The sequence below is a fragment of the Bradyrhizobium manausense genome, assembly GCF_018130615.1.
GTDB classification, from domain to species: Bacteria; Pseudomonadota; Alphaproteobacteria; order Rhizobiales; family Xanthobacteraceae; genus Bradyrhizobium; species Bradyrhizobium manausense_A.
The window spans coordinates 446654-467291 of record NZ_JAFCKB010000004.1; the positions used below are offsets into that span (position 1 = coordinate 446654).

22 protein-coding genes are annotated in these 20638 nt (G+C 64.9%); 9 read left to right on the forward strand and 13 right to left on the reverse strand.

What is annotated here, in order from left to right; genetic code table 11:
* Positions 1-16 precede the first annotated feature (16 nt).
* The 3 genes from fliE to flgB are packed head-to-tail and all read right to left on the reverse strand — an operon-like array spanning position 17 to position 1204.
* A complete protein-coding gene (gene fliE / locus JQ587_RS11165) occupies positions 17-331 on the reverse strand; it encodes a flagellar hook-basal body complex protein FliE (RefSeq protein WP_212302950.1) in 315 nt (104 codons plus the stop codon).
* A 16-nt stretch (positions 332-347) separates the two neighbouring features.
* The gene (gene flgC, locus JQ587_RS11170) at positions 348-773 is read right to left on the reverse strand and encodes a flagellar basal body rod protein FlgC (protein WP_212302949.1); all 426 of its coding nucleotides are present in this window, start codon (positions 771-773) and stop codon (positions 348-350) included.
* A gap of 26 nt (positions 774-799) precedes the next feature.
* Positions 800-1204, reverse strand: coding sequence for a flagellar basal body rod protein FlgB (flgB, locus tag JQ587_RS11175; protein ID WP_212302948.1), 405 nt, complete (start codon positions 1202-1204; stop codon positions 800-802).
* A gap of 361 nt (positions 1205-1565) precedes the next feature.
* Between flgB and JQ587_RS11180 the strand changes: the two genes are divergently transcribed.
* Complete coding sequence (locus JQ587_RS11180) at positions 1566-2558, forward strand: flagellar biosynthetic protein FliO (RefSeq protein WP_212425322.1); 993 nt, start codon at positions 1566-1568, stop codon at positions 2556-2558.
* The gene (gene fliP / locus JQ587_RS11185; protein ID WP_212302946.1) at positions 2555-3313 is read left to right on the forward strand and encodes a flagellar type III secretion system pore protein FliP; all 759 of its coding nucleotides are present in this window, start codon (positions 2555-2557) and stop codon (positions 3311-3313) included. The genes JQ587_RS11180 and fliP overlap by 4 nt, the downstream gene beginning before the upstream one ends.
* A gap of 102 nt (positions 3314-3415) precedes the next feature.
* Here fliP and JQ587_RS11190 read toward each other — a convergent pair whose 3' ends face one another.
* The 5 genes from JQ587_RS11190 to fliL all read right to left on the reverse strand — a co-directional run bounded on the left by JQ587_RS11190 (position 3416) and on the right by fliL (position 10276).
* Positions 3416-7225, reverse strand: coding sequence for a tetratricopeptide repeat protein (locus JQ587_RS11190; protein ID WP_212425323.1), 3810 nt, complete (start codon positions 7223-7225; stop codon positions 3416-3418).
* 103 nt (positions 7226-7328) lie between these two features.
* A complete protein-coding gene (locus JQ587_RS11195; RefSeq protein ID WP_212425324.1) occupies positions 7329-8090 on the reverse strand; it encodes a MotE family protein in 762 nt (253 codons plus the stop codon).
* A 9-nt stretch (positions 8091-8099) separates the two neighbouring features.
* A complete protein-coding gene (locus JQ587_RS11200; RefSeq protein WP_212302943.1) occupies positions 8100-8546 on the reverse strand; it encodes a DUF6468 domain-containing protein in 447 nt (148 codons plus the stop codon).
* Positions 8543-9745, reverse strand: coding sequence for a flagellar motor switch protein FliM (gene fliM / locus JQ587_RS11205; RefSeq protein WP_212302942.1), 1203 nt, complete (start codon positions 9743-9745; stop codon positions 8543-8545). The genes JQ587_RS11200 and fliM overlap by 4 nt, the downstream gene beginning before the upstream one ends.
* Positions 9746-9775: 30 nt before the next feature.
* Positions 9776-10276 carry a flagellar basal body-associated protein FliL gene (gene fliL / locus JQ587_RS11210; RefSeq protein ID WP_212302941.1) on the reverse strand — a complete coding sequence of 167 codons (501 nt, stop codon included), beginning with the start codon at positions 10274-10276 and terminating at the stop codon, positions 9776-9778.
* A 385-nt stretch (positions 10277-10661) separates the two neighbouring features.
* Here fliL and flgF point away from each other — a divergent pair, with 385 nt between their 5' ends.
* Genes flgF through flgH form a run of 4 tightly spaced genes read left to right on the forward strand, consistent with a single transcriptional unit; the run spans position 10662 to position 14148 of the window.
* Positions 10662-11423: a flagellar basal-body rod protein FlgF gene (flgF, locus tag JQ587_RS11215; RefSeq protein ID WP_212302940.1), complete on the forward strand. Its 762-nt coding sequence runs from the start codon at positions 10662-10664 to the stop codon at positions 11421-11423.
* A 16-nt stretch (positions 11424-11439) separates the two neighbouring features.
* A complete protein-coding gene (gene flgG / locus JQ587_RS11220; protein ID WP_212302939.1) occupies positions 11440-12228 on the forward strand; it encodes a flagellar basal-body rod protein FlgG in 789 nt (262 codons plus the stop codon).
* Positions 12229-12237: 9 nt separating this feature from the next.
* On the forward strand, positions 12238-13371 hold the full coding sequence (gene flgA, locus JQ587_RS11225; protein WP_212425325.1) for a flagellar basal body P-ring formation chaperone FlgA: 1134 nt from the start codon (positions 12238-12240) through the stop codon (positions 13369-13371).
* Between the two features lie 9 nt (positions 13372-13380).
* A complete protein-coding gene (gene flgH / locus JQ587_RS11230; protein ID WP_212302938.1) occupies positions 13381-14148 on the forward strand; it encodes a flagellar basal body L-ring protein FlgH in 768 nt (255 codons plus the stop codon).
* 236 nt (positions 14149-14384) lie between these two features.
* On the opposite strand, the gene JQ587_RS11235 is transcribed toward flgH, so the two are convergent.
* From JQ587_RS11235 to JQ587_RS11250, 4 genes are all read right to left on the reverse strand, one after another.
* Positions 14385-15164 carry a 2-keto-4-pentenoate hydratase gene (locus JQ587_RS11235; RefSeq protein ID WP_212425326.1) on the reverse strand — a complete coding sequence of 260 codons (780 nt, stop codon included), beginning with the start codon at positions 15162-15164 and terminating at the stop codon, positions 14385-14387.
* 449 nt (positions 15165-15613) lie between these two features.
* Positions 15614-16423: a phytanoyl-CoA dioxygenase family protein gene (locus tag JQ587_RS11240; RefSeq protein WP_212425327.1), complete on the reverse strand. Its 810-nt coding sequence runs from the start codon at positions 16421-16423 to the stop codon at positions 15614-15616.
* A gap of 262 nt (positions 16424-16685) precedes the next feature.
* Positions 16686-17051, reverse strand: a complete 366-nt coding sequence (gene dksA, locus JQ587_RS11245; RefSeq protein WP_008554760.1) for an RNA polymerase-binding protein DksA — start codon at positions 17049-17051, stop codon at positions 16686-16688.
* A 215-nt stretch (positions 17052-17266) separates the two neighbouring features.
* On the reverse strand, positions 17267-17878 hold the full coding sequence (locus JQ587_RS11250; protein ID WP_212302934.1) for an NAD(P)-dependent oxidoreductase: 612 nt from the start codon (positions 17876-17878) through the stop codon (positions 17267-17269).
* A gap of 135 nt (positions 17879-18013) precedes the next feature.
* Here JQ587_RS11250 and JQ587_RS11255 point away from each other — a divergent pair, with 135 nt between their 5' ends.
* Positions 18014-18385 carry a winged helix-turn-helix transcriptional regulator gene (locus JQ587_RS11255; RefSeq protein ID WP_212302932.1) on the forward strand — a complete coding sequence of 124 codons (372 nt, stop codon included), beginning with the start codon at positions 18014-18016 and terminating at the stop codon, positions 18383-18385.
* Between the two features lie 36 nt (positions 18386-18421).
* Here JQ587_RS11255 and JQ587_RS11260 read toward each other — a convergent pair whose 3' ends face one another.
* Positions 18422-18835, reverse strand: coding sequence for a flagellar assembly protein FliX (locus JQ587_RS11260; RefSeq protein WP_212302930.1), 414 nt, complete (start codon positions 18833-18835; stop codon positions 18422-18424).
* Positions 18836-19104: 269 nt separating this feature from the next.
* Here JQ587_RS11260 and JQ587_RS11265 point away from each other — a divergent pair, with 269 nt between their 5' ends.
* Both JQ587_RS11265 and flgJ read left to right on the forward strand, forming a co-directional pair.
* Entirely contained in the window at positions 19105-20241 is a 1137-nt protein-coding gene (locus JQ587_RS11265; RefSeq protein WP_212302928.1) for a flagellar basal body P-ring protein FlgI, read from the forward strand.
* Positions 20241-20627 carry a flagellar assembly peptidoglycan hydrolase FlgJ gene (gene flgJ / locus JQ587_RS11270; RefSeq protein ID WP_212302926.1) on the forward strand — a complete coding sequence of 129 codons (387 nt, stop codon included), beginning with the start codon at positions 20241-20243 and terminating at the stop codon, positions 20625-20627. The genes JQ587_RS11265 and flgJ overlap by 1 nt, the downstream gene beginning before the upstream one ends.
* The last annotated feature ends 11 nt before the right edge of the window (positions 20628-20638 follow it).

The window sequence follows — 20638 nt, forward strand, 5'->3', positions numbered from 1 at the left end:
CCCGGAATGACAACCGTCAGATCGGCATCTTCATGATGTCTTCGTACGCCGCGATCACGCGGTCGCGGACCGAGACCAGCGTGGACACCGCGACGTCGGTGTCGGCGACCGCCGTCACGACGTCCATCACATTGGCCTTGCCGTTGGCCATCGCCACGGTCTGCGCGTCGGACTTGCGGCCGGACTCCACGACGCTGCCGACGGCGTCCTTCAGCAGCGAGGCAAAGGATTGCCCGCTCGCTTCGCTGCCCTTGCCGGCACCGGCGCCGGTATTTTCCAGCACCCGGGCGAGGTTGGCATAAGCATTGGCGGCGACTGACGGTGATGCCATGGCTCAATTGTCCTGTTCAGCTCTTGAGGATGTCGAGCGTGCGCTGGATCATCCGGCGCGTCGCACTGATGATGTTGACATTGGCCTCGTAGGACCGCTGCGCGTCGCGCATATCGGTCATCTCGACCACCGAATTCACGTTGGGATATTTGACGTTGCCGGTGGCGTCGGCCGCCGGATTGTTCGGCTCGTATTTGACGCGGAAGCTGGACTGGTCGGGCTTGATCCTGCCGAGCGTGACGACCTGCGCATCGAGCGTGCGGTCGAGCGCCGAGGAGAACGTCGGCACCTTGCGCCGATAGGGATCGCCGCCTGCAGACTGCGAGGTCGAGTCCGCATTCGCGATATTTTCCGAGATCACCCGCATCCGCCCGGCCTGCGCCCGCAACCCGGAGGTCGCGATCGCCATCGAGCGGGCAAAGTCGCTGCTGTCATTCGCCATGATGAGGCTCCTCTAGCTCTGCTGCTCTAGCCCTTGCCGATCGCCGTCTTCAGAAGATGCAGGCTCTTCGAATAGAGCGAGGTCACCGCCGCATAATCCATCTGGTTGTTGGCGGACTTCATCATCTCATCTTCGAGATTGACGGCATTGCCCGCAGGGCGGGTCTCGAAACCCGCATTCTTGTTCTGGTCGAAGATCGAGGCCGCGCCGGAGGCCGTCATGTGCGAGGCGCTGGTGACCGTCATGGCCAGGGGCCCCATCGAACTCGCGACAGTGCCGGTCTTGTCGAATTTCGGCTCGACCAGCTCCCGCGGCCGGAAATTGGGCGTGTCGGAATTGGAAACGTTCTCGGACAGGACGCGCTGGCGCTCCTGGTGCCATTGCATCTTGGTGCGAAGCGCCGACAGCACCGGGAGATCGTTGATGGACATCGTCGCGGCTCCTTCCGCCTGGCCGGGCCCAAGTGCGGACTTGGCCCGAAGCTAGGCAGAATTTGCCGCGTGTATGGTTAACAGGTGGTTAAGGCGGGGCGGATGCGTGTTTCTGATTGAAACATGCAAGGCTCCCCCCGTGATTCTACGCATTCCAAAAGCCGTATTAACCCAACCGCTTGGCGGCGCATGCATCGGCCAAGAAGTCGTTTTGGATCGGGCGATTCATAGGTTATTAAGAGTTGAGGACGGCAAAACTTGCCGCGAGACGTTAAGAGATCACAGTTTTGGGGCATCGCACGCCCGCGGTCGGCGCATCCGACCATAGGCACGAAAGAAGCGCCATTTACCGGGGACAGGTATGAACGGTAGCCCTATCACCTTCATCGTCGCGTTCATCGTCGTTCTGGCGTTGATCGGCGTCGCCGCGTGGCTGGTCCGCCGATTCGCGACCACCCGGCTCGGCGCCAACACCCAGCGTGGCAGGATGCCCCGGCTCGCGGTGATCGACGCAGCTGCGGTCGATGGCCGCCGGCGCTTAGTGCTGGTCCGCCGTGACAATGTCGAACATCTCCTGATGATCGGCGGCCCGACCGACATCGTCGTCGAACCGAACATCGTGCGCGCCGCCGCCGGCCGCGATCAGATTCCGCAGCGTCCCAGCGCCGCCGAGCCGCCGCGCCTCGCCCCGATGCCCGATGCCGGCAGCTGGGCCGATGAAGCCCCGCGGCCCGAAGTGCTCGACCATCCCGAACCGCAGATGCCGGAGCCACCGCCTCGGCCCGCACGTCCCTCTTTCGCCGACGAGGTCCGTCGGCCGGCACCCGCCCTGGCCGAACGCCGCGGCGAGCCGCAGCTCGGCGGCTTCGCACCTGAACCGATGCCGCCGCGTCTCGAGCGTGAGCCCCGTTCCGAGCCGATGCCGCCGCGCGTTGCGCGCAGCGAGCCGCCGCTGATGCCGCGGCCGCCGCGCCAAAGCGAGCCGCCGAAAATGCCGCCGGTGCGTGCCGAGCGCGCGGCCGCGCCGCCTCCTCCTCCGCCCGTACCGCAGGCTCCGCCGGGACTACAAGCTCCGCTCGTTCCGCCGCCAGCCGCTGCCGGCGCGCCGTCGAGTGCCGAGCAAAATCTCGCCGAGATGGCCCAGCGTCTCGAGGCCGCGCTCCGTCGTCCGGCCGGCGAGACCATCGCCCCGCCGGTTGCGCCGGATCCGCCAGCGGCTCCGCCGCGCGCCGCACGCGCCGAGCCGCCGCCCTCTGCGGCGCCGTCGGCCAAGCCGGCAGCGGAGAAGACCAGCTTTGAAAATCTCGAAGACGAGATGGCCTCGCTGCTCGGCCGTCCGAAGCCGTCTTCGTGAGGCTGCCGTCCTTCCCGCGTAGAGTATTCTTTTTTTCCATCCTGATCGCCGCGACGTCGCTCGCGATGCCTGCGCATGCGCAGGACATCAGCATCAATCTCGGTGGCCAGGGTGGCGGCGGCGTCACCGAGCGCGCGATACAGCTGATCGCACTGCTGACGGTGCTGTCGATTGCGCCGTCCATCCTGATCATGATGACGTCGTTCACGCGCATCGTGGTCGTGCTGTCGCTGTTGCGTACCGCCATGGGCACGGCGACCGCGCCGCCCAACTCGGTGATCCTGGCGCTGGCGATGTTCCTCACCTTCTTCGTGATGGGACCGGTGCTGCAGAAATCCTACGACGACGGCATCCGCCCCCTCGTCGCCAACCAGATCGGCGTCGAGGACGCGCTGCAGCGTGCCTCCGTCCCCTTGCGCGGCTTCATGCAGAAGAATGTGCGCGAGAAAGACCTGAAGCTGTTCCTGGATCTCTCCGGCGAGCCGCCGCCGGCGACGCCCGACGAGCTCGCGCTGCGCATCCTCGTTCCCGCCTTCATGATCTCCGAACTGAAGCGTGCGTTTGAGATCGGCTTCCTCCTGTTCCTCCCCTTCCTGATCATCGATCTCGTCGTCGCCTCGGTGCTGATGTCGATGGGCATGATGATGCTCCCGCCTGCGACGATCTCGCTGCCGTTCAAGCTGATCTTCTTCGTGCTGGTCGACGGCTGGTCGCTGGTGGCGGGAAGTCTGGTGCAGAGTTACGGGGGTAGTTGACCTCGACGTCGCTCTTACGCCCCGAGAAGACGGGACATCCTCCACCTCAGCGATAGCCTCCGGCCCCTCCCCCGTCATTACGAGCAGGGCGAGCCCGCCTCGCTACCGCGTCATTTTGATCTGTCGCACGACCGGGATCGTCGGCAGCGAGCCGGTATGCTCGGTCTCGTCCTTGGCCTGCGGGGCGGCGGGCGCGCGCGCGGTGGCGTCGGGGAAGCGCTGCTTCATCTCACGGAGGAAACCGTCGAGCGTGTCGACGCTTGCTGCGAGTTTTGCGATCTCGGCGAACTCGGCGCTGGAGGCCGCAGCCGGCTTGCTGGCGATGTCGAAAGCCAGCCGATCGGCGCTCTCGCTCATCAGGGGGGCATATTTCTCGCGGAAGCGCGACAGCCCGATCGAGTCGTCGGCGAGCGCATAGCCGACGGCGGCGCGGATGATGTCGCTCTTCTCCACCGCATTGAGCGGCTTGAAGTCGCGGAAGCGCTCGCCGTAATAGAGCTCGATCTGCTCGGCGGACTCGCGCCAGCGCCGCGCCGCCCAGAAGATGTCGGACCGCAGCCGCAACACCTCGCGTCCCGTGACGTTGGAAACGATGTCGAGCGCGAGATCATGGCGGCCGACGTCGCTCTGCGCGCGCGCCTCCAGCAGCAGGCGCTGCTGCCGCAGCTCGCCGGAGAGGTCACTGATGCGGCTTGCCCGCAGCGCCGTGATCGCCATGTCGGGCTTGCGGTTGGCAAGATAGATCATGGCAAGGCGCGCCGCGACCTGCGCCCGCGCGGCGCCTTCGAGGCGATGGTCGACCTGGTATTGCAGAAGTTCGGCGGCCTGGTCGAGCAGGTCGATCGAGGCGAGACGATCGGCCAGCCGGCGGATCAGCTCGTCGCCGCGGCGGCCGATCGGCGTCAACTCGCGAAACTCGTAGAACATCCCGAGTGCCTCGACCGGCGGCAGTTCGTCGCCCTTGGGCCCCAGGAAGATCTGCGTGAACAGATCAGACGCCAGGTCCTGCGCCTGGCGCGAGGCGTCCGCGTTCGGCTGCAGCCTGGTCGCGGTGCGCGCTGCGGTGAGCGCGTCGCGGTAGCGTCCGTTCTCGGAATAGAGCTGCGACAGCATCTGCAGCGTCTTGACCTCGATCGCATCGCCGCGCCACGTCATCGACAGCGTCTCGAGCTCGTGCAGCGCCTCGTCCTTGCCGATCTCGTCACGCTTCTGCCGCAGCGCGACCTCGAGCTGCTTGGCTTCGGCGGCCGCCAGCCGGTCGTTGGAGGCGACGGCGAATTTGTAGTCGTCGAGCGCGTCCTTGTCGTGGCCGAGCGCTTCGGCGAGCCGGCCGCGCAGCACGGCAAAGCCCGGCGCCGCCTCCGGCGAGACGCCGACGACCTCGATCTCGCCGCGGCGCTTGGAGGCGCCGGCATAGTCCTTGACCTCGAGCGAAGCGCGCATCGCATCCATCGTCACGATGCGCTGGATGTCGAGCGGCAGCGAGGCGATGGCGAATTCGACGTTCTTGAATTTTTCGCGGGCATCTGCCCATTTGCCCTGGCGCGCATAGGCGAGCGCCTTCCAGAGCTGGGAATCGTGGCTGTTGCCGATCACGGGATTGGCGAGATCCTTCAGGCCCTGTGCCGGCCGCCCGATCAGGATGCTCGCGATCGCGTGGATGATCAGCGCACTGCTCTCCTCCTTGTTGAGAGGATCGGACAGCATCAAGTCGGTCACGGACTTGGCTTCGTGATACATCGCGCGCGACATGTAGAACTGGGCGAGATCGAGCCGCGGCAGCGAGCGCTGCGCCGGCTCGACGGCCGAGATCGCAGTGATCAGTTCGCTCTGACGCGTCCAGAAATCTTCCGACTGGCCCTTGCGCCAGCCCTCGGGGCTGAAGACCGGCCGCACCGCGGTCGGTGCCCGCTCGGCCGAGACGTCGACCGGCGACAGCGTCAGGCCGCCCTTCTTGCCGAGAATGACCTTGTCCGATCCGACCTCGACGCCGACCTCGTCGGAGTTCGGCCGGATCGCGATGCCGTGGGCGGATTCCAGCAGCGAGAGATCGACGAGGTCCTGCCGCTTGATGAAGCCGCGAACCGGCCGCTGCGCGGTGACGACATAGAGCATGTCGCCGGCATCGGGATCGGTGAGCTTGTGCAGCAGGCCCGGATTGGCGAAGGGGATCGCGATGTTGGCAAGCGCGGGATCGGTGATGTTGCGCGACATCATCAGCGGCAGCGGCGTCGCCTGGATCTTGTCCGCAAGCGTGAGCAGCCAGTTGGTCTCCTTGCCGACCTCCTCGCTGGTCAGCGAATAAACCAGCGGACGGGTGAGACGAATGCGCACCGCCTGCCCCTTTTCGAGCGGCATGCGGCCGACCTCGCCGATCATCGCACCGCCCCGGGCGCGGATCGCTTCGACATCAATCGGCTTCGGCGAGTCGAACACCAGCCACACCGTGTCGCCGCGGCGGAATGCTGCGGCAGGCGTTGCAACTGAAAGCGGGAACGTCACGCGCAAACCGTCGCTGTCGCGCCGCGCATCGACGCTGGCAACAGGAGGCGGCGGGGCTTGAGCCTCTATGGGTGCAGCTTTGGCAGGCGCAGGTTTGACATCGGCCTTCATGGCCTCTTTCGGAACATCCTTGACCGGGCCCTTGGTTGCTTCCGCCACAACCTCTTTGGGCGCTTCGGCAACCGCAGGCGCCGCCGGCTTGACGGGCACGGCCGGTGCGGCCGCTTCCTCGGCGGGCGCTGCGGGCGTCGTGGCTTCCTTGGGCGCCTCCTTCGGCGCATCGGCGGCGTGCGGCGCTTCAGTCACGGGGCCCGCCGGCGCCGGCTTCGGCGCCTCGGTGAGCGGCATCGTGGCTGGCGCTTCAGGCTTCGCCTCCGACTTGACCTCGGGCTTGACGTCGATCTTGGCTTCGTGCGCGATCGTCTCAGACGTCGGCTGCGTGATCTCGCGATGGGCGTCTTTCGGTTTCGCAGCCGCCGGCTTTTCCGCGGCCGGTCCGTGACCGCCGGCACCGGCTTGCGCAATCGCGGCCTCAGGCGTTGCTGCCGCCTTGTTCCTGTCGGGCTGGAAGGCGACGTCGACGACATAATTCTTGTCGTCGCGGAAGGAATGCACGTCGGAATCGCCAATCAGCGCGATCTCGACGCTGGTCTGGTCGATGTCAGCCTTCTGCTTGATCGAGGCAACGTTCGGCGGTGCCGCGACGACGGCGTCCGCAAGATCGAAATTGAGGTTGGCGTTGAAGGCGAGCGTCAATTTCTGCTCGTTGAGCACCGAGGAGACGCCGACGCCGTCGGGCATCTCGAACACGAAGCGTACGAAGGTCGGCTGCACCGAGGCACGCACGCGAATCGGCGGACGTTTCTTGCTCTCGGCCGCGGCACGCTGGGCGCGTAGCGCGCGCTCGGCCGCGCGGGCGCGCTCGGCGAGTTCCTTCACCACGTCCATCGGCAGGCTCGGCGGCGGGCCCTTCCAGCCCTCCGGCAGCAAGTCGATGAAGGTGCGCTCGCCGGCATTCATGGTGTTGACGGTGACGCGGCGGGCCAGCGACAGCCTGATCGCGCTGCCGTCGGGGTCGCGACGGGCGGAGTTGACGTAATCGGGCGCGCCCTCCGGCACGCGATCGACGGGAACGTCGACGGGGCGGTCGAAACGAATGATGAGGATCGAGCCGGCGGTCGTCACCTCGGAGGGAACATCCTCGCCGAGCTTGATCACGAGGCGGGCAAAGCCGCCGCCGGCCGAAAAGCTTGCCTCGCCCCTGACTGCATCGGCCGCGTGGGCAACAATGGTGTTTAAGCCGACCAGAGCGCAGGCCGACAACAAGACGGCCCGGCGGACATGACGCGACAACCCGTGCGCCAAAGCGCGGGCTCGCGACACAAATCCAGCGGCAGCCTCTCGCGCCATTGGCGGCATTTCTTCCGGTTCGGCGGGTCCACGCCGGCACTGGTGCCGGCCCATGCCCTCGAATGTAGGTTTTGCCAATTAAGGACTTCTTAAGTATGAACCCTCAATTCGGCTTTTGCGTCGGCTTGCCGTCGATCTTCGGCAGGTCGCCGGCGGCAGCGGACTGTTCCCCGCCCCCGTTGGCGCGGCGTGCCATCTCGACGGTCAGGCGCTCGGCGGCCTCGGGCGACATCAGCCCCATGATGTCGGACATCTTGCGCGGAGCGATCGCCGAGGCGATCTCGATCAGCACGCCCATCTCCAGCCGGTCGAACACCCGTGCGGCGTCTTTGGGCTTCATGCCTTCATACATGGTGACGAGGCCCTTCATGCGCGCGGCCTCGGCGGCCTTCTGCTCGGCCTGGGTCGCGGAGATGCGGGATTCCACCGCTTTCATCTCCTCGACCTTGTTCTCGATGCGCTTCTCGGCCGACTTCAAGAGGCTCTCGCGGATATCGATCTCGCGCTGGCGGGATTCGATCTCCTGGCGGCGCGACTGCAGGCGTTCCAGGATCGCGCGCTCCGAGGCCGAGACCTGCGGCTGCGCCTCCTCCATCTTGACCGGGGTGCCCTCGGGCTTGCTCTCGGGCGCGGCCGGCTTCGGCGCTTCCTTCGGCTCGCCATGCGTCGAGCCGGTGATGTCAGGATCCTCTCGCCCGGTCGGGAAGTTCAGATTTTCCTGCGCCCAGGACTTCTTCACGCTGTTCGGCTTGTAGTCGAAGACATAGCCGCCATTGATCACGAGCCCCGCCACCTTCAACGTGGCGAGACCTGCGACCGCAACCAGGACGACCGGAATGACGCGGATGTTACGAAAGGACTTCATACCCTGACTTTATGCGGCGAGACCGTTGGACCTTCGGCGCTCGGAGAAGGCTTCGGCAGCCGCCGCCACCGCCTTCGCAGGCGACGGCTTGGCCACCGGCGCGGCGGCGACTTCCGGATTCGTCACGGGGCGCGCGGCGATCGCAATCTTGGAGAGACGGCGCACCACGTTGTCGGCTTCGCCGAGCTGCTTGTAGAGCTGATCGGACATCTGCGTCGCGGCAGCGAGCTGACTGCCGAGATTCTCGTTGACGTCGCGCACGGCGAGCTTCAGCCCGCCGATCGCGCGCTCGGCGATCTCGGTCGCGGTGATCAGCTCGCCGATGACGGCCTTCAGCGAATGCTCATCCGCCTTCAGCCGCGTCAGCCGCTTGTTCAGCAGGATGCAGTAGCCGATCGTGAGCATCAGCAGGATAGCCACCAGCGTCTCGATCGCCATTCCTAGGGAGTGGTTCATGGGGCCTCCATCAGCTTGTTCTGTTCGTCCACCTTCTCGAACATCGCAAGTGTCGTACTTGGCTTGCGCAAGGGTTTCGTCACGCGGATCGCAACGCGCTCCCCGACCCGACCCATACGTCCTTCGGTGATGGTGACGTCGCCGCAGCGCACGGTGACGTTGGCATCCGCGCGCATGTCGAGCGGCAGCGTGTCACCGACCTTCAGCCGCATCAGCTGCTTGAGCGGAATGTCGGCCTCATAGAGCACGGCATCGACGGAAATCTCGGCCTGCACGATCTCGGTGGCGAAATGGCCTTCCCAGATCGGGTCGCGGCCGAACTTTTCGCCCATGAACATCTGGAGCAGAACTGCCCGGATCGGTTCGATGGTCGCGTAGGGAAGCAGGAGCTCGATGTTGCCGCCGCGATCCTCCATGTCGATGCGCAGGCGCACCAGGATCGCGGCGTTGGCGGGACGGCTGATCGCGGCGAAACGCGGATTGGTCTCGAGCCGGTCGATCGTGAATGTCACCGGCGACAGCGGCCGGAACGCCTGCTCGGCATCGGCCAGCACCACCTCGACCAGGCGCTTGACGAGCTCGGTCTCGATCGTGGTGTAGGGCCGACCCTCGATGCGCAGCTGGCTCGAGCCGCGGCGGCCACCGAGCAGCACGTCGATCATCGAGTAGATCAGGTTGGAATCGACCGTCGCCATGCCGAAATTGTCCCACTCCTCGGCCTTGAACACCGAGAGCACGGCGGGCAGCGGGATCGAGTTCATGTAGTCGCCGAAGCGCACCGAGGTGATGCGGTCGAGCGAGACTTCGACGTTGTCGGAGGTGAAATTGCGCAACGAGGTCGTCAGCAACCGCACCAGGCGGTCGAAGACGATTTCGAGCATCGGCAGACGCTCGTAGGAGACCATCGCCGAATCGATGATCGCACGGATGCCGGAATGGTCGTCGAGCGTGACGTCGCCGACGGTGAAGCCGAGGAGATTGTCGATCTCCTCCTGCGACAGCACCCGCTCGCCGGAATTCTTGCCGTTACCGAGATCACGGCTGCCGTCCTCGACCATGGCCGCCCATTGCAGGGCCATGGTCTCCGATAGTTCGTTTTCGGCAGCAGCCTTCGCGGCCTCCGCGGGATCCTCGGAATCGAGCGACGCCTCCCATTGGGCGGCAATCGCATCCTGGTCCATCTGCTCGTTGCCGGCCATGGCGCTAGCCCGTACCCTTCCGCAGCATCCTCACTGGAGCACGACTTCCTTGAACAGCACCGCACTGACCTGGACCGGTGCGACCGCGGCGTTGACGCGCTTGGTCAGCTCTTCCCTGAGGCGGAAGATGCCGGCGGAGCCGTTGAGGTCCGAAGAACGGAGCTCACGCACGTAGGTCTGGAAGATGTCGGTGACCCGCGGCATCGACGGCTTGATCGCCTCGATCTGCTTCTCTTCCTTCAGCTCGAGCACGATCTTGAGCTTGAGATATTGCACGCGCTCGCCGGGCGCACCGGCGAGGTTGACCATCATGTCGGGCACGTCGACGAAGGCCGGCGGCTTCGGCGGCGGCGCGGTCTCGGCATGATGCTCCTCATCGCCATGACGGAAGAAAAAGAACCAGGTCGCAGCACCGCCGCCGAGGACGGCAAGCAGGCCGACGGCCATGATGATGAGCTTGAGCTTGTTCTTCGGCGGAGCCGCTTCTGCGCCTTCGGCGGCTGCGCCGCCTTCCGCTTCATTCTCTGCCATGGTCGTCCGGGCTCGCTCATCTCAAACGGAATAGAAAGAGCGAAGCCTCCTGGCAGACAGTGACGCGATACAAATGTCCCAGCGCGATGCGCTCCTCTTAAGCGCAAACGCTACGGTAATAATGGTTAACGGAACCTTTCGATTGGGCCTCCGCTAGGAAAAATCTGCCGGGCAAACATGGCTAACAGAACCTTTCTGCCGCCCGCTGCGAACGGCGAAGATTAGCCAACCGACTGTATTTACACATATTTCTGAGTTGGCACGGCTTTCGCTGAGAGAGGGCCGAGATCGAACGGTTTGGGAGAACCCGACGGCCTCGTTCACGGGATCGGCCAAGGCGCTTGGGAGAGCGAAATGGCGGATCTCACGCAGGGGAGATTGACCGATGCAGAATGCTCTTCTGATCGGCTTGTCACGGCAGATGACGTTGGAACGGCAGATGGATGTCATCGCCAACAACGTCGCCAACGTCAACACCAACGGCTTCAAGGCCGACCATTCGCTGTTCGAGGAGTATCTCAACTCGAACGCGCATGAGGACAATTTCGTCGGCTCCGACCGCCGGGTCTCCTATGTGCAGGACCGCGGCACCTATCGCGACGTCGGCCAGGGGCCGATGGAGGCGACCAACAACCCGCTCGACATGGCGATCAGCGGCAACGCCTTTTTCGCCGTGCAGGCCAATGGCGCCGAGCGTTACACTCGCGACGGCAAGTTCGCGCTCAGCAGCACTGGCCAGCTCATGACGTCGGACGGCAACCTCGTGCTCGGCACCGGCGGTCCGATCGTGTTCCAGCCGACCGACCACGACATCAACGTCGCCCCCGACGGCACCGTGACGGTGCTGGAAGGCACGGCCAAGACCGACTCCATCCGCGGCAAGATCCGCATGGTGACGTTCGACGATCCCGCCAAGCTGATCAAGCTCGGCGCCAATCTCTACGACACCGGCTCCGCCACCCAGCAGACCGACACCAAGTCCACGCTCCAGCAGGGCTACGTCGAGAAGTCGAACGTGAACTCGGTCGGCGAAATGAGCCGCATGGTCGAGGTGATGCGCAGCTACACCGCCATCGCCAACCTGCTCCAGCAGCAGAGCGACCTCCACAAATCGGCGATCGAAAAGCTCGCCGACGTTCCGGCCTGATTGAGGGAGAACTGACATGCAGGCGCTTCACACTGCAGCGACCGGAATGGCGGCACAGGAACTGAACGTTCAGGTGATCTCCAACAACATCGCCAACCTCCGCACCACCGGCTTCAAGAAGCAGACCGCGGCGTTCCAGGACCTGATCTACGAGCACATCCGCCGCGTCGGCGCCCAGGCTTCGGACCAGGGCACCATCCTGCCGGTCGGCGTCGACATCGGCGGCGGCGTCAAGACCGTCGGCACGCCGCGCAGCATGACCCAGGGCACGCTGTCGCAGACCGGCAACGACCTCGACCTCGCGATCTCGGGCGAAGGCTTCTTCAAGATTCTGATGCCTGACGGCACCTACCAGTACACCCGCGACGGCACGTTCCAGATGGACAACCAGGGTCGCGTCGTCACCGCGCAGGGCAACCCGGTGCAGCCGACCATCACGATCCCGAACAACGCCTCGGGCATCACCGTCAACGAGCAGGGCCAGGTGACCGTGACGCTGCCGGGCTCGTCGAGCAACACCGTCCTCGGCCAGATCGGCGTGACCCGCTTCATCAACAAGGCGGGCCTGCAGCCGGTCGGCAGCAACCAGTTCACCGAGACGACGTCATCAGGCGCACCGCAGGACGGCACCGCCAACTCCGAAGGCTACGGCAAGATCACCCAGGGCAGCCTCGAGCAGGCCAATGTCGATGTCGTCTCGGAGATGAGCGACCTGATCGCCGCGCAGCGCGCCTATGAGATGAATGCCAAGGTGATCAGCGCCGCCGACCAGATGATGCAATCGACCACGGCGCTGTTCCGCTGAGTGATGACCATGATCCGCACCACGCTCGCCACCCTCTCGGTCGTCCTCGCGCTGGCGCTGCCGGCGCGGGCCGCCGACGACGGCATCGCCACGCCGACGCTGCGCGCCAACGTCACCGTCTCCTCGGATGTGGTGCGGGTCGGCGACCTCATCGACAATGCCGGCTCGGCCGCGCTGATCCCGGTCTATCGCTCGCCCGATCTCGGCACCACCGGCGCGCTGCCGGTCGCCCAGGTCCTGAGCGTGCTCCGCGCCAAGCAGGTGATCGGCGTGATGACCGGCGACATCAAGGAAGTCCAGGTCACCCGCCTTGCCCGCACGATCGCCAACAAGGATCTCGAAAACGCGGTCGCCTCCGCGCTCGAGCGTCGCTTCGGCCTTGGCGATGCCGCCAACATCACCGTCACCTTCGACCGCGGCGTCTCCGACATGCGCCTCGATGCCTCCAATACCGGCGCGCTGCAGGCGGTCGCGACCCGTTACGATGCCCGCGGCGGCCGATTCGACATCGCCTTCGAAATCAACAACGACAGCAATCCGGTTCCGACCAAGCTGCGCTTGACCGGTACTGCGATCGAGACCGTCGAAGTCGCCGTCCTGACCCGCGACATCGACCGCAGCGAGATGCTGAAGTCCTCCGACGTCGCGCAGGAGCGCCGGCCGAAGGCGGAAGTGACCGGCGAGCCCGCTCTGCGCGAGCGCGCGGTCGGCATGCAGCTGCGCCGGCCGATGCGCGCCGGCACACCGATCCGCGTCGCCGACATTGCCAAGCCCGAATTCGTCTCGCGCGACCAGAGCGTCACGGTCATCTACCAGGTCCCCGGGATCTATCTCACCACCCGCGGCAAGGCGATCGAGAGCGGCGCCGAAGGTGACACCGTGAGCGTCCTCAATCTGCAGACCAAGCGCACGCTGACCGGCGTCGTTACCGGCCGCGGCCAGGTGACGGTGCAGGGCGCCAGCCAGTCCGCGCCGATGGCCCCTGCGGTCGAGCAGACCTCCTCGCTCAAGCGCGACGAAGCGCCCGCCCCCGTCGACACCGCAGCCCTCCTCCGGAACCTGGTCCAGGCTCCGGCGTCGCCGGCCCAGATCGCAGAAGCCCAGATCCCGCAAGCTCGCGTCTCGCAAGCTCAAGCAAAGTAAGAGTTAGTCATGTCCGCTTTCAGTTCGGCTTCCCGTCTCCGTCGCGTCGTGCTCTCCGGCCTGCTGCTCGCAACCTGCGCGCTCGCAAGCGGCTGCTCGTCGATCGACCGCCTGTCGCAGATCGGCGAGCAACCCAAACTGTCCGCGATCGAAAATCCGACGGCGCAGCCCGGCTACAAGCCGGTGCAGATGCCGATGCCGAAGCCGGAAGTCGCCTCCTACAATCCAAACTCGCTGTGGCGCAACGGCAGCCGCGCCTTCTTCAAGGACCAGCGCGCCACGCATGTCGGCGACCTCCTGACGGTGACCGTGAACATCACCGACAAGGCGAACCTCTCCAACGAGACCCAGCGCAGCCGCACCAACTCGGAAGATTCGGGTATCACCGATTTCATCGGCTCGAAGACGCTCGGCGTCCAGGCGCAGAAGGTGCTGCCCGGCCGCATCCTCACCGCCGACTCCACCGCCTCCAGCGACGGCAAGGGCAGCGTGCAGCGCACGGAAGCGTTGCAGACCAACGTCGCGGCAGTCGTGACCCAGGTACTGCCGAACGGCAACCTCGTGGTCGAAGGCAAGCAGGAGATCCGCGTCAACTACGAGATCCGCGAGCTCGTGGTCGCCGGCATCGTCCGCCCCGAAGACATCCAGAGCGACAACACCATCGATTCCAGCAAGATCGCGCAGGCCCGCATCGCCTATGGCGGCCGCGGCCAGATCACGGACGTGCAGCAGCCGCGCTACGGCCAGCAAGTCATGGACGTGCTGCTGCCCTTCTAACTCTCTCCCGAGCTCCCACATCGTGTTCGCGAACCTAGGCGCGAACGACGATGTACTACGCGGCCCTCGCTAGCTCCCCTGGCGAGGGCCGCATGTATTTTTGGCGATTCAGCTGTCATCGTCCGCGAAAGGCGGACGATCCGGTAGTCCGAGGCCTTCGTTGCTGAACCGATGCAGCGCGGCGTACTGGATTCCCCACCTTCGCGGGGAATGACGGCGGAGCAAGCCGCACCGTGTTACTTAAACTCGGCCTCCACCGTCCCCAGCCCGTCCAGTTCCATCCGCACCTTGTCACCGGCTTTCAGCCACAGTGTCTTCACCAGGCTGCCCGTCAGCACGAGCTGCCCGGCATGAAGGCCCTTGCCTTCAGCGGCGAGATGATTGGCGAGCCAGGCGAGAGCGTTGTGGGGGTGGCCGAGCACGTCGGCGCCGGTGCCGTGGCTGACCTCCTCGTCATTGACGATGGCGCGGCCCTTGATTGCCTTCAGGTCCGGCACGGACGAGCGCGGCACCGCTTCGCCCAGCACACAGCCGGCGGCGAAGAAATCGTCGGCGATCAGTGTCGGCGCGCCCATCGTCTCCCACTTCACGTAGCGGTCGTCGACGATCTCGATGGCGGGATGGTAGGCCTCGACGGCCTCGCCGACCCATTCGGCCGTGAACGGCGCCTCGCCGGCGGCAAGGTTGCGCTTCAGCCGCACCGCGATCTCGCATTCGACGCCGACACGGACATAGCCGGAGGCCGCGAGTTTCACGCCGCTGTCGTGCACGCCCTTCTGGAACACGCCGCCACCGCAGGGATGGGGGATGCCGATATAGTCTTGCATCACCTGGCTGGTGCAGCCGATCTTGTAGCCGACCAGGGGCCCGACGTGTGGCAGCAAGAGATCATGCAGCGCGCGCTGGACCTGATAACCCTCGGCCTCGTCGGCGGGAGGGTGTTCCAGCGCCGCGAGCGGCGCGTGGTTGCGGCGCGCCAACGCGATCGCCTTTGCGGCTTCGAGAATTTTGTCCATCAGCGCCGCCTCCCACGCTACGCGATCGCAACCAAGAGCGGCACTTCAGCATCCCCGCCCGGGCCTGACAAGCTCTGCTCACCCCCTTGACCGGGACGAATACGGGACGCCGCCGACGTTTAAGGAAATATTGAGTTGGTCTGGGCCTTATGGAGAAGCGCGCCCTGCCGTCCCACCGGCGCCCCGCGAGGCCCAATTGCAGCGAAACATGATGCTGCTTGATCAGCCTCTCAGCATCCGAGCAGATCTCGTTGATGCGACTCGCAAAACTTCCCGCATCTGAAGTGAAGGCTGTTTCTCATGTGAACTCACGTGAGCTTGCAGGAATTGACTCTACCTCATTGATCTCGATTCATTTTTTGCGATCACCAACATGAACGCCATGTCGCGGCGCCTGAACTGGCGCCTGCAACATGACCTACGACATTGCGAGATCCCAGCTGTTCGCCTCAGGCGCCGCCGAGCGCCAACCGGATTGCGATCTCGACCGGCGAGTAGGCGCCATCCTCGCGTTCGAGCCGATACGGCTCGACCGGAGGGAGATCCGGCTGTGCCATGAAGCGCGGTGTCTTTCCGCGATGCTTTTGCGCCGCATGCACCAGGAAAGGATGGCAGAGATAGACGGTGCCCGCCTCGCCGGTTGCGAGCGCAACCTCGCAATCAGCACCCATGTCATCAAGCACCAAGCGCGCCCGGCCCGCTTCGCCCGCCGGCGCCAGATAGCGCGCCATCGGCATATGCGAGCCGACCCTGATCCGCGTCGGCGCGTCATTCTCGCCGACATCGGAGAACAGGAACAGCATCAGCAGCGCGCGGCCACGCGAGACGATGTTGGCTCGCCACGCCGAATGATCGTGCCGCTCGTTGGGGTCGCCGTCTTCACCGGGGAAGCTGAGATCGATATGCCAGCCGGCATCGCCGGGATCGTCCGGATGCGGAAAGCGCACCGGAAAAGTGCCACTGATGTCCTTGCGCGCCCGCCAGCGACCGACGCCGACCAGCTGATCGAAAGCGCGATGCAGCACCGGCGTGTTGGCGATCTCGCGAAATAGCGGACCACCATAGCCGGACAGCCGGATCACCGGGCGCGTCCAAGTCGACGGATCGTGCTCGCTACAGGGCAGATCGCGCCACAAGATGGCGCGGCCCTGCTCGGCAAGTTCGCGCGGAAAGGCGTTGTCGATGCGGACAAAGCCCTGTTCGATGAATTGCTGAATTTGCGCGGGCTCAAGCGCACGCGCGTCGTCTCGGTCGGTCATGATGATCTCTCAAATGCTCGCCAGCCCTTGTCGTCCGCTCGCTGCGGAACCGGCTGGCTCAATCGGCTTGGGATTCCGCAAGTCAAGCTCGCGGGACGCAATGCCTCCGCGGCGGAGGCGCCTGCGCTCAGCCCAGGAAGAAAACCGAAGCGATGTTGAGAGTGCAAATCATCATGGCGGCGCGAATCTACGCGCCGCGCCGGCGGCGTTCAAGCGGCGCCGCGAGCCAAAAACAAAGAGCCGCATCTCTGCGGCTCGGGCTTTATTCGTCGCGATAGACCTTCTCGCGTTTCTCGTGGCGCTCCTGCGCTTCCACCGAGAGTGTCGCGATGGGCCGGGCTTCGAGCCGCTTCAAAGAGATCGGCTCGCCGGTGTCCTCGCAATACCCGTAGGTGTTGTCCTCGATACGCTGGAGCGCAGCGTCGATCTTGGCGATCAACTTGCGCTGGCGGTCGCGGGCGCGGAGTTCGATGGCGCGGTCGGTTTCGGACGATGCCCGATCGGCAAGATCGGGGTGGTTCACATTCTCCTCCTGCAGGGCTTGCAGGGTGAGCTTGGACTCTTTGAGGATCTCATCCTTCCAGGCGAGGAGCTTCAAACGGAAGTACTCCTTCTGCCGGTCGTTCATGAAAGGCTCTTTTTCGGTCGGTCGGTAGTTTTTCAACTTTTCCAAGGGCGGCCTATCTTCTTAAGCAACGACTCGCGAACGGAACGGGGTCCGTTGAGCCGGGGCTTATATAGCTACCCCTTGTGACAGACAATATTTCCTTAAGGGCGCAGCTACCGCCCCCAAGCCCTTGCACAGGAAGGTTTATCCTGCAGGGCCCGGGGGCAGCCAAAAGCCTAGTAACCGACCGTAAAGCGCTGCCGCAAATGGGCCGGCTTCTCGATCTCATCGGCAAGGGCGATGGCGTAGTCGGCGAAGCTGATCCAGCTCTTGCCGTTCGCATCTGCGAGAAGCTGGTCGGTCCCCAGCCGGAACTTGCCCGTCCGCGCCTCCTCGACGAACAGCGCCGACGGCGAGATGAAGGTCCAGTTCAGCTCCTTTTCCTGCCGCAACAGGTCGAGGAAGACCCCGCCCGCCTCCGCCTCGGCCTTGTACTGGGCTGGAAAACCGGGGGTTGTGACCAATTTGACGCCGGGAGCGACCTCCAGACTTCCGGCGCCCCCGACCACCAGATAGCGACCAACCTTCGAATCCTTGGCCGCGCCGATCAGCTTGTGCGGGTCGCTCGCCAGGAAATGCACGGAACTGACGGCAACGTCATGCCCGGCCCAGAGCTTGGCCAGACCGGCCTGATCGAGCACATCTCCCTTGGTCGGCGTGACGTTCGGCAGTGCGGCAATCTTCTCGGGGTTCCGGGCAATGGCGGTAACCGCGTGGCCGCGGCGGGACAGTTCCTTGGTGATCTCCGAACCGGCCCGGCCCGAGGCTCCGGCAACTGCGATTTTCATGGAAGGCTCCTTTGCTTCTATAGTAACCAATGGTAACTAGATATCGCAAAGAATGCTGGTGTTAAGAGAGCACTTTGTGCTTACCTGATTACATAGGAGTAACCCGGTGAGCGCAAGCAAGCGCGAGGAATTGAGATGAAACCCAACGTCTATGCCGCCGAATGCCCGACGCGACAAATCCTCGATCGCGTCGGCGACAAATGGGCCGTGCTGATCCTGTTGCTGCTGCGCGAGGAGGCGATGCGCTTCAATCAGTTGCGTCGCACGATTGAAGGCATTTCCCAGAAGATGTTGAGCCAGGTTCTCAAGTCGCTTGAACGCGACGGCCTGCTCAAGCGCCGCGCCATCGCGACCGTGCCGGTGACGGTTGAATATTCGATCACGCAGCTCGGCGTGACGCTCGCAGCCGCGGTCGATCCGTTGCGCGATTGGGCCGAGGAGAATCTGAAAGACGTGCTCGCCGCCCAGCGCCGCTACGACGCGCAACAGAAGGAGGAAGCGGCGTAGGGCCATTCCCAAGCACTTAAGATCGCGGGTGGTGGTTCAGCCCTGCCCGGCCTTCGCCAGCTCAACCTCGACGCGCAGCTCGATCTCGGACAGCACGGAATCCAGGCCGGGATCGCCGGAGGACGATTTCAGGTTCGCCGCCGCATCGCGCAGCCGCATCACGGTCGATGCGTCGAGATTGCCGGAGAGCAGTCCCATCTTCAGATCATCGAGCACATCGAGCGCGGTCTTGCCGCGTGCGACCGAGCGCTTGCGGCGTTCGACCGGATCTTCCTCGATGCCTTGCAGCGCGAGCAATCCGTCGATGTTGGCGGTGGCTTTCGGTGCGGCAGCGCTCCGCGTCTCCTGCGTCGACGAGGTGTCCGGCAGCACGAAGGTGCCGGAGCTCGTTCGCCTGGCCTGGCTGGCCGGCGTTCCAAGCGTGGTGCCATTCGGTCCGTAGATGCGCATCGGAGCAATCCGGGTGATCGATGCGCCACATTCGCCGCTTTATGGTTAACGCGGCGTAAACGGCCCGGCAAAAACTGCCGGGAGGCGGCAGTTTCGCTCCTCAAGGCGAACGCCGGTTAGCGCCGATCGAAAGAGATTTATTCAACCTATTCAATCGCCTACCCCCGCCGCCCCACGTTGGCACAGCCCTCGCAAGGAAAGCGTCGGACCAGCTCGTCATGGGAGTGTCGCAGACGGTCCGAGATGTGAGGAGCCTCGGGGAGCAGAGGATGCCAGGCGTTCGTTGGGTGAGGATTCTTAGCGGGGCTTTTGGAGTGGCCTGTGCCGCGCTGTCAGCGCTGGCGCTCTCGGTCGCGCCCGCAAGCGCGACCTCGCGCATCAAGGATCTCGCCAATATCGAAGGCGTGCGGCAGAACCAGCTCATCGGCTACGGCCTCGTCGTCGGCCTCAACGGCACCGGCGACACCCTCAACAACATCCCCTTCACCAAGCAGTCTCTGCAAGCGATGCTCGAGCGCATGGGCGTCAACATCCGCGGCGCCACCATCCGTACCGGCAACGTCGCCGCCGTGATGGTGACCGGCAATCTGCCGGCCTTCGCCACCCAAGGCACGCGTATGGACGTGACCGTCTCCGCTCTTGGCGATGCCAAGGATTTGCGCGGCGGCACCCTGCTCGTCACCCCCCTCCTCGGCGCCGACGGCAACGTCTATGCCGTGGCGCAGGGCTCGCTCGCGATCTCGGGCTTCCAGGCCGAGGGCGAAGCGGCGAAAATCGTGCGCGGCGTTCCGACCGTGGGCCGCATCGCCAACGGCGCCATCATCGAGCGCGAGATCGAGTTCGCGTTGAACCGCCTGCCTAACGTGCGGCTCGCCCTGCGCAATGCCGACTTCACCACCGCCAAGCGCATTGCGGCCGCCATCAACGACTATCTTGGCGTCAAGAGCGCCGAACCGATCGATCCTTCGACGGTACAGCTGACGATCCCGCCGGAGTTCAAGGGCAACGTCGTCGCGTTCCTGACCGAGATCGAGCAGCTTCAGGTCGATCCGGATCTCGCCGCCAAGATCATCATCGACGAACGTTCCGGCATCATCGTGATGGGCCGCGACGTCCGCGTCGCGACGGTTGCGGTCGCGCAGGGCAATCTCACGGTCACGATCTCCGAGAGCCCGCAGGTGAGCCAGCCCAACCCGCTGTCGCGGGGCCGCACCGTGGTCACACCGCGCTCCAGCGTCGGTGTCACCGAGGACGGCAAGAAATTCGCAGTCGTCAAGGACGGCGTCTCGCTCCAGCAGCTTGTCGACGGCCTCAACGGCCTCGGCATCGGCCCGCGCGATCTAATCAGCATCCTCCAGGCGATCAAGGCGGCCGGTGCGATCGAAGCCGACATCGAGGTGATGTGATGCAGACCGGCATGCTCAACACCGCGCGCGTCGTCTCCGCGGCCCTCTCCTCAAATCCTGCTTTCTCCGTGGAAAGCCGCAACGGCCGGCCCGACTTCGAGCTCGCCGCGGCACTTCAGAAGGTCTCGCCGCAGCAACAAGCCAAGGCGCAGAAGACCGCCACCGACTTCGAGGGCATGTTCCTCAACAGCATGTTCGCGCAGATGACCTCGGGCCTGAAGGGCGAAGGCCCGTTCGGCGATACGCCGGGCACCGGCGTGTGGCGCTCGATGCTGACCGAGCAATATTCCAAGAATTTCGCCAGCGCCGGCGGCGTCGGTGTCGCCCGCGACGTCTACCGTACCCTGATCATGCAGCAGGCCAAAACCACTCTCCGGACGGCATAAGGTCAAACGAG

Coding starts and splice junctions, on each gene's coding strand:
- flgC (WP_212302949.1), bottom strand. CDS start 773: ATGGCGAATGACAGCAGCGACTTTGCCCGCTCGATGGCGATCGCGACC.
- JQ587_RS11235 (WP_212425326.1), bottom strand. CDS start 15,164: ATGGACAAAATTCTCGAAGCCGCAAAGGCGATCGCGTTGGCGCGCCGC.
- JQ587_RS11240 (WP_212425327.1), bottom strand. CDS start 16,423: ATGACCGACCGAGACGACGCGCGTGCGCTTGAGCCCGCGCAAATTCAG.
- fliL (WP_212302941.1), bottom strand. CDS start 10,276: ATGGCAGAGAATGAAGCGGAAGGCGGCGCAGCCGCCGAAGGCGCAGAA.
- fliE (WP_212302950.1), bottom strand. CDS start 331: ATGGCATCACCGTCAGTCGCCGCCAATGCTTATGCCAACCTCGCCCGG.
- JQ587_RS11195 (WP_212425324.1), bottom strand. CDS start 8,090: ATGAAGTCCTTTCGTAACATCCGCGTCATTCCGGTCGTCCTGGTTGCG.
- flgJ (WP_212302926.1), top strand. CDS start 20,241: ATGCAGACCGGCATGCTCAACACCGCGCGCGTCGTCTCCGCGGCCCTC.
- JQ587_RS11265 (WP_212302928.1), top strand. CDS start 19,105: ATGCCAGGCGTTCGTTGGGTGAGGATTCTTAGCGGGGCTTTTGGAGTG.
- JQ587_RS11255 (WP_212302932.1), top strand. CDS start 18,014: ATGAAACCCAACGTCTATGCCGCCGAATGCCCGACGCGACAAATCCTC.
- flgG (WP_212302939.1), top strand. CDS start 11,440: ATGCAGGCGCTTCACACTGCAGCGACCGGAATGGCGGCACAGGAACTG.
- flgH (WP_212302938.1), top strand. CDS start 13,381: ATGTCCGCTTTCAGTTCGGCTTCCCGTCTCCGTCGCGTCGTGCTCTCC.
- JQ587_RS11260 (WP_212302930.1), bottom strand. CDS start 18,835: ATGCGCATCTACGGACCGAATGGCACCACGCTTGGAACGCCGGCCAGC.
- dksA (WP_008554760.1), bottom strand. CDS start 17,051: ATGAACGACCGGCAGAAGGAGTACTTCCGTTTGAAGCTCCTCGCCTGG.
- fliM (WP_212302942.1), bottom strand. CDS start 9,745: ATGGCCGGCAACGAGCAGATGGACCAGGATGCGATTGCCGCCCAATGG.
- JQ587_RS11250 (WP_212302934.1), bottom strand. CDS start 17,878: ATGAAAATCGCAGTTGCCGGAGCCTCGGGCCGGGCCGGTTCGGAGATC.
- JQ587_RS11200 (WP_212302943.1), bottom strand. CDS start 8,546: ATGAACCACTCCCTAGGAATGGCGATCGAGACGCTGGTGGCTATCCTG.
- flgF (WP_212302940.1), top strand. CDS start 10,662: ATGCAGAATGCTCTTCTGATCGGCTTGTCACGGCAGATGACGTTGGAA.
- JQ587_RS11180 (WP_212425322.1), top strand. CDS start 1,566: ATGAACGGTAGCCCTATCACCTTCATCGTCGCGTTCATCGTCGTTCTG.
- flgA (WP_212425325.1), top strand. CDS start 12,238: ATGATCCGCACCACGCTCGCCACCCTCTCGGTCGTCCTCGCGCTGGCG.
- flgB (WP_212302948.1), bottom strand. CDS start 1,204: ATGTCCATCAACGATCTCCCGGTGCTGTCGGCGCTTCGCACCAAGATG.
- JQ587_RS11190 (WP_212425323.1), bottom strand. CDS start 7,225: ATGGCGCGAGAGGCTGCCGCTGGATTTGTGTCGCGAGCCCGCGCTTTG.